Source organism: Thermogemmatispora sp., from assembly GCF_019683635.1.
Taxonomy (GTDB): domain Bacteria; phylum Chloroflexota; class Ktedonobacteria; order Ktedonobacterales; family Ktedonobacteraceae; genus Thermogemmatispora.
On the sequence record NZ_JADGIA010000257.1, the window covers coordinates 1 to 6,364 of the forward strand.

The 6,364-nt window shown below is 61.6% G+C and carries 4 protein-coding genes and 1 pseudogene; 2 read left to right on the forward strand and 3 right to left on the reverse strand.

Annotated features, from left to right (window positions below; all coding sequences use genetic code 11):
- Nucleotides 1-1,629 (forward strand): annotated as a pseudogene (locus IRZ31_RS19410) (hypothetical protein); the annotation flags it as partial.
- Between the two features lie 47 nt (nt 1,630-1,676).
- Here the strand turns inward: IRZ31_RS19410 and IRZ31_RS19415 are convergent.
- Nucleotides 1,677-3,305, reverse strand: coding sequence for a long-chain fatty acid--CoA ligase (locus IRZ31_RS19415; protein ID WP_297156795.1), 1,629 nt, complete (start codon nt 3,303-3,305; stop codon nt 1,677-1,679).
- A 409-nt stretch (nt 3,306-3,714) separates the two neighbouring features.
- Here IRZ31_RS19415 and IRZ31_RS19420 point away from each other — a divergent pair, with 409 nt between their 5' ends.
- Nucleotides 3,715-3,921 (forward strand): KGG domain-containing protein, encoded by a 207-nt coding sequence (locus tag IRZ31_RS19420; RefSeq protein ID WP_223258223.1) that lies wholly within the window; start codon nt 3,715-3,717, stop codon nt 3,919-3,921.
- Here the strand turns inward: IRZ31_RS19420 and IRZ31_RS19425 are convergent.
- Both IRZ31_RS19425 and folP read right to left on the reverse strand, forming a co-directional pair.
- Nucleotides 3,918-5,342, reverse strand: a complete 1,425-nt coding sequence (locus tag IRZ31_RS19425; protein ID WP_297156799.1) for a folylpolyglutamate synthase/dihydrofolate synthase family protein — start codon at nt 5,340-5,342, stop codon at nt 3,918-3,920. The two genes, IRZ31_RS19420 and IRZ31_RS19425, sit on opposite strands and share 4 nt — an antisense overlap.
- Nucleotides 5,343-5,363: 21 nt before the next feature.
- Nucleotides 5,364-6,281 carry a dihydropteroate synthase gene (gene folP, locus IRZ31_RS19430; RefSeq protein WP_297156802.1) on the reverse strand — a complete coding sequence of 306 codons (918 nt, stop codon included), beginning with the start codon at nt 6,279-6,281 and terminating at the stop codon, nt 5,364-5,366.
- Nucleotides 6,282-6,364: the final 83 nt, after the last annotated feature.

Sequence of the window (6,364 nt, forward strand, 5' to 3'; positions counted from 1 at the left end):
CTAGAGCAACGCGGCGGTGAGCGAGCGCTGGTGTTGCAACCGGGGGCGGGTCTGGTGACTTTCGCCGATCCGCTGGCGCGAGTCGTTGCTCAGCAGAAAACGGCGCTTCTGGACTGGCTACCAGGTCAGCAGACTTTTGTCTACCGCCGTCCACTTACCGGCTGGCACCCGCTCTACTACGTGCAGGACTGGCCGGAGCCGGGCGACCTGCTCTTTGCTAGCGAGATCAAAGCCCTCCTGGCCGCAGGCGTCCCATGTCGCCTATTCCTGCCAGCCTTGGAGGCTGTGCGGCGCTATGGTTTCTTGCCAGCGCCGTGGACGGCCTTTGTCGGCATTGAGGTGGTTCCCGCTGGCTCCTTACTGCGCTGGCAGCAGGGGCGCACGCTTGTCAGCGAGCTGCATGATTACCGCCTGGCGGCCTCTGCTTCAGTGGGAGAAGAGGAAGCCACCCCAGACGCAGTCAGGGCCGCCCTGACTGAGCTAGACGAGATCCTCTGTACACAGTGCAGACACTTGCTGCCCCTGCCAGCCACCCCCTTGCTGGTGTTGACCGCCGGGACAGGGGCAGCGGCCATGAGCGCGGAACTGCTCAGTTGGCTCGCCCAGCAGCAGCTACAGGAGAGCAGCCTCTCCCTCCAGATCGCTACCCTGGCCTTTGCCGGTCAGCACCGTGCATACACAAGCGCGGAAGCGCTAGCAGACTGCCTCAAGACCGACTTGCTGGCCATTCGGGGAGTAGATGCGCCAGAGTATTGGTTGGCAACGGTGAGCGCCGTCGAAGCTCCTTGCGCGCTGACCTTTCCGCTGGCCTTGCATCAGGCGCTGCACACGGCAGGTGTCGAAAGCGGCGCGCGCCTGGCTCTGTTGGGATTGGGAGCACGTCCCTTGCTGGCTCCCCCGCCTTCCTCCTCTCTAGCAGGACAGGAGAGTGTAGAGCTGTTCCACAGCTATAGCGCGCTCCTGCACGGCAGATCGTCCAGGCCCAGCTTCCCTATCACCGAGGAGCATCAGCTATGGACGCCGGAAGTGGCGCGTTGCCTGGCTGAGGGTCCAAGCTGGGAAGAGACTCGCCATGCCCGGCGTCTGGCGCGTAAGACACTGGCGCTGTCCCAGACCTGGCAGCGCTGGCGCTATCTTGACCTGCATCTGCGTTTGCCCGACCTGCTTCTGCAGACAGCGCAGCAGCTGGCAGCCTTTGACCGGCTGATTCTGGTAGCGCCGTTTGCACTACCGGAGCTGGCGGAAGCATTGGCCGTCCTTCCTCCAGATAACGAGCATCTGATCAGCCAGCCCACCACTGGGAACCAGTCCAGCCCGCTTTCGCTCGCGGCTCTGGCCCAGAGCTACCGCAGATCGCCAGAACAGGCGGTCTGGCCAGCGACGACCCTCCTCAGCGCGCCAGCCCACTCATTGGCAGCCGAGCTGACTAGCACGACGGCCCTGAGCAGCATCGGTCGCGACCTGCTCGCCGAAACCCTGACGCCGACGGCCCTGCTGCAGACCGGTATTTTCGCCCCCAAGAGCGTGGAGGCCCTGAAAGAGCGTTCCCGTGGCGGTAGTGTGCCACGGGAACTGGTACTGGTTTTCACAACGCAACTGCTCTGCAAACTCTTCGGGGCCACGCTCTAGCGCCAGGACCGGAGCAGGCTCAGCCCGCAAGTCCAGGCAGTCGCAGACTAAGCCTGACTGGCCAGGCGCGACTCGTACTGGGCGCGCAGCACCTTCTTATCGAACTTGCCCACGCTGGTCTTGGGGATGGCTTCCACAAAGATCACTTCGTCTGGCAGCCACCACTTGGCGACCTTGGGGCGCAGGAACTCAAGGATCTCCTCGGCACTCACCTGGCCAGCAAACTCTGGTTTGGGAACAACACAGGCAATCGGGCGCTCGGACCATTTCGGATGAGGCACGCCTACCACGCAGGCTTCGAGCACCTTGGGATGCCCCATAATCAGATTCTCCAACTCCACCGAAGAGATCCACTCGCCACCCGACTTCACCAGGTCCTTGGTGCGGTCGACGAGCTGGATCATACCATCGGCGTCGACGACAGCCACATCGCCTGTGCGCAGCCAGCCATCGACAAACTTCTCGCCGGAAGCTGCATCTTTATAGTAAGCTCGGGCCACCCACGGGCCACGTACCTGCAGCTCACCAAAGGTCTGCCCATCCCAGGGCACTTCTTGGCCGCTCTCAATGTTGACCACGCGGAAGTCGACACCAGGCACAACCGTCCCCTGCTTGGCGCGAATGCGGAACTGCTCTTCGGCAGGCAGGTCGCGCTGATAGCTGCGCAGACGTGTAAGGGAGGCCAGTGGCGAGGTTTCGGTCATACCCCAGGCATGGATAATGGTAATATTCTTGCGCGCCAGACCCTCGATCAGCGACTGGGGCACTGCTGAGCCGCCGCTGATAATGGCACGCAGAGAGGAGAAATCAAACTGCTCCTTCTCCAACACGTTGAGCAGGCCGATCCAGATAGTGGGCACGCCAGCAGCGAGCGTCACGCGCTCCTTCTCCATCAGCTGGGCAATGCGCAGGGGATCAAGAAAGCGCCCCGGCATCACAATGCTTGATCCCATCATGACACCCGCATGCGGAAAGCCCCAGGCATTGGCATGGAACATCGGCACAACCGGCAGGACGCGATCCTGTTCACAGAGACCGGGGCCATCGGCCAGACCCACACCCATCGAGTGCAGGAAGATCGAGCGATGGCTGTAGACCACGCCTTTGGGGTTGCCTGTGGTACCGGAGGTATAGCACATGGCTGCCGCAGTATTCTCGTCTAGCTCGGGCCAGGCATAGGTCGTCGGCTGCGTGGCAATGAAGTCCTCGTAGTCCACCACGGGATGCAGCTTCTGAGGCTGATAGGGCGGCTGCCCCATCACCACATAGAGCTTGACCGTCGGCAGACGATCTGCAATCTGCTCCAGGGCCGGCACCAGGTCACCATCGACAAAGATCACGCGGTCCTCAGCATCGTTGACGATGTAGACCAGCTGCTCGGGGAAGAGGCGGATATTGAGCGTGTGCAGAACGGCCCCATAGCAGGGGATGGCAAAATACAGCTCCAGATGGCGATAGGTATTCCAGGCAAAAGTTGCAACACGGTCACCCGGGGCAACGCCCGCTTCCTTGAGAGCGTTCGCCAGTTGCATAGTGCGCTTGCCCCAATCGGCATAGGTGTAACGATGGAGTCCATCCTCCGTCTGCGTCACGACCTCCTTGCGATAGAACAGGCGCGTGGCTCGATTGAAGGCGTGTTGCAACGTCAGCGGGTAGTTCATCATTAAGCCTTGCATGTGCGCATCTCCTGTCATGGATCAAGCGTTACGACATCGTACCGGGGCGGGGCATGGGCCGGGACCGCAACGCCCTGCTCTACAGTATTGTACGTTGCAACAGCCGCTCTCTTCCAGGGAGCCTGCCGCCTTTTTTCACAACCAGCAGGCCGCTCCGTCAGGTCTGACCTCTAACAAAACGCCATAATCTTAGAGACTGCTGAGAATTCAGACGATTTTTGCAGGTTTGCTTGCCCAAGGATTTGAGCTTCTGTTATCCTGGTATACAGAAGAGCCAATATAGCACGCCTGGCTGCTGTCACCACCCGGCATAGTGGTGGGGAAGGCGGGGGACAGGAGGAGCGAGCCGGCCCAGCAACCAGCGGCAAGCGATACACGGGTTAGTCTAGATCGAGCAGAGGAGCCGACTATGATGATAAGTAAGACGGGGCGTCCGCGCGGGCTGGCCGCGCTCAGCCCCGAGCGTCGACGCGAGATCGCCAGCAAGGGAGGCCGTACCTCGCAATCGCGCGGCACGGCCCACCAGTGGACAGCAGAGGAGGCCTCAGCAGCGGGCAAGAAGGGCAGCGCCCGCTATGCACGCAGGCGTGCCGAGCTGCAAAGCCAGCTCAGCTAACCTGCGTGGTCCACGCCTTCGATGGTGGCCGCCACCTGCTGGTTGCCTCGGGCCGCAGCCCAGCGCAGCACTTCGCCAGCCAGGTAGAGCGAGCCGGCGGCACAGACAGCGTCTTCGGTTTCGGCAAGCTGCAAGGCCAGATCCATCGCCTGACGGCTGGTCTCCGCATGATAGAGGGGCACGTGAGGAGCATGGGCCCTGAACTGGTCGGCAATGTCCTCGATGGACAGCGAGCGTGGATTGGCGACGGTGGTGATGACAACGGCATCGACGCCAGCCAGGGCCTGAACCATACCCGCAACGTCCTTGTTACGCAGGGTTGAGAGGACTACGATGAGCCGCCGGAAATGGAAGGTGGCCCGCAGCGCTTCGATGAGGCGCTGCATCGATTCAGCGGTATGAGCGCCATCTACCACTACCAGCGGCTCCTGGCCAATGACCTCCAGACGTGCCGACCAGTAGACCGAGCGCAAGCCTGCTCGCAGGGCCTCCTCGCTCCATTGAATGCCTTTGCGACGCAATGCCTCCAGGGTGGCTATGGCCGCCGTGGCATTCTCAAGCTGATGCTGGCCCAGCAAGGATAGCTCCAGCCCGCGATAGACAGAGGTGGGAGTCTCGACGGTAAAACGCTGACTCCCCAGGGTGCGCGCTTCCAGCGCATAGCGATAACGCAGCGGCGGCAGACGACCGGCCTGGACCTCTTCCTGCGCCGGATCGCCTTCCGCCGGCCCAACCCGGATGAGTTCGGCCTGCTGCCGCTCGCTCACGGCGGCGATGGCAAGCAAGGCTTCTGGGGCTTGGGCTGAGGTGACAACTGTCCCCTGCGGCTTGATGATGCCAGCCTTCTCGGTGGCTATCTTGGTGAGTGTATCGCCCAGGACCTCCATGTGATCGAAGCCAATGGAGGTGATGACCGAGACCAGTGGCATGGTGACATTGGTGGCATCGAGCCGTCCCCCGAGACCAACTTCGATCACAGCATGCTCGACTCCCTGGCGGGCGAAATAGAGAAAGGCCAGGGCGGTCGCGACTTCAAAGGTGATATAGGGTCCAAAGCGCCCCTCTCGCTCAATACGCTCGACAGCGGCGCGCAGCTCGGGCACCAGCCTGGCTACATCCTCTTCACCAATGAGCTGGCCGTTGATGCGAATTCGCTCGCGAAAGGTGTGAAGATCCGGCTGTGTATAGAGGCCGGTTCGCAAACCCGCCTCGCGCAAGACACGCTCGATGATGGCCGCTGTTGAGCCTTTCCCTTTGGTGCCCGCTATGAGAGTGCAGCTGTAGGCCTGGTGTGGATTGCCAACGGCCTCTAGCAGACAACGCTCGCGGGGCAGATTCTCGTTGCGATCGCGCACGTAACTGCCGCCGCGTTCATAGTCACTGAGGCTGTAGAGATAGGCAAGGGCTTCCTGATAATTCACTTCGATCGCTACGCCTTTCATTCATGATTTCGGAAGAGAAAAGGCGCCACGCACAATAGCGTCACTCATTTTAACAACACGCATCATCTCATGCACATCGTGAACGCGGATGATGTCGGCTCCCTGGGCGATGCCCAGAGCTACTGTGGCGGCAGTGCCTTCGACACGCTCGTGGGGCGGGAGACCGCCCAGCACCAGGCCGATGGTTGATTTGCGGGACGTTCCAAGCAGGAGAGGACGCCCAAGGCTGCGCAGTTCGCTCAGGCGTCGGAGCAAGGTCAGATTCTCTTCGGGCGTGGTACCAAATCCGATGCCCGGGTCAATAATGATGCGCTCCCAGGCCACCCCCGCCGCGAGAGCAATCTCAATGCTGCCCGCCAGGAAGCGCAGGACATCGCTGACGATATCGCGTTTCTGGAAGCCGCGCATGTTGGCCATGAGGACCACGGGGACGCCGCGCTCGGCGGCTAGCGCCGCCATCTCAGGATCAGCACGCAAGCCCCAGATATCGTTGATCAGATTGGCTCCGGCCTCCAGTGCCTGCCGCGCAACCTCGGCCCGATAGGTGTCGATGGAAATAATGATGTCCTCGGGCAAGGCTGCACGCAAGGCCCGAATGATCGGCAGCACCCGCTCTTGTTCTTCTGCGGGCGAAATCGGCGAGGCGCCTGGGCGTGTCGACTCACCTCCTACATCGATGAAGGTCACTCCTTCGGCCACAAACTGCTGGGCCTGCGCGACAGCACGCTGCACTACCTGGTCGCGCACGGTGGGATCGCTTAAGGTGGCTGCTCCTGTGGGAAGCAAGCCATCGCCGGCAAAGGAGTCAGGGGTGACATTAATGATACCCATCACATAGGTGCGTCGACCCCATTCGAGGTGATAACGATCCCAGATAGTCGGCGGTAGCGGTACGGTTGCCGCTGCTGCTACGGACATGGCTAGCTGCCCCCACGAAAATAGAGTTCTTGTCTCTGGCCCGAGCTGCAAAGGGCCACAAGAATGGTCGCTTCTGCCTGGCC

Bases quoted from the DNA above. Each gene is read 5' to 3' on its own strand.
- IRZ31_RS19415 (WP_297156795.1), bottom strand. From the start codon at position 3,305: ATGCAAGGCTTAATGATGAACTACCCGCTGACGTTGCAACACGCCTTC.
- IRZ31_RS19420 (WP_223258223.1), top strand. From the start codon at position 3,715: ATGATGATAAGTAAGACGGGGCGTCCGCGCGGGCTGGCCGCGCTCAGC.
- folP (WP_297156802.1), bottom strand. From the start codon at position 6,281: ATGTCCGTAGCAGCAGCGGCAACCGTACCGCTACCGCCGACTATCTGG.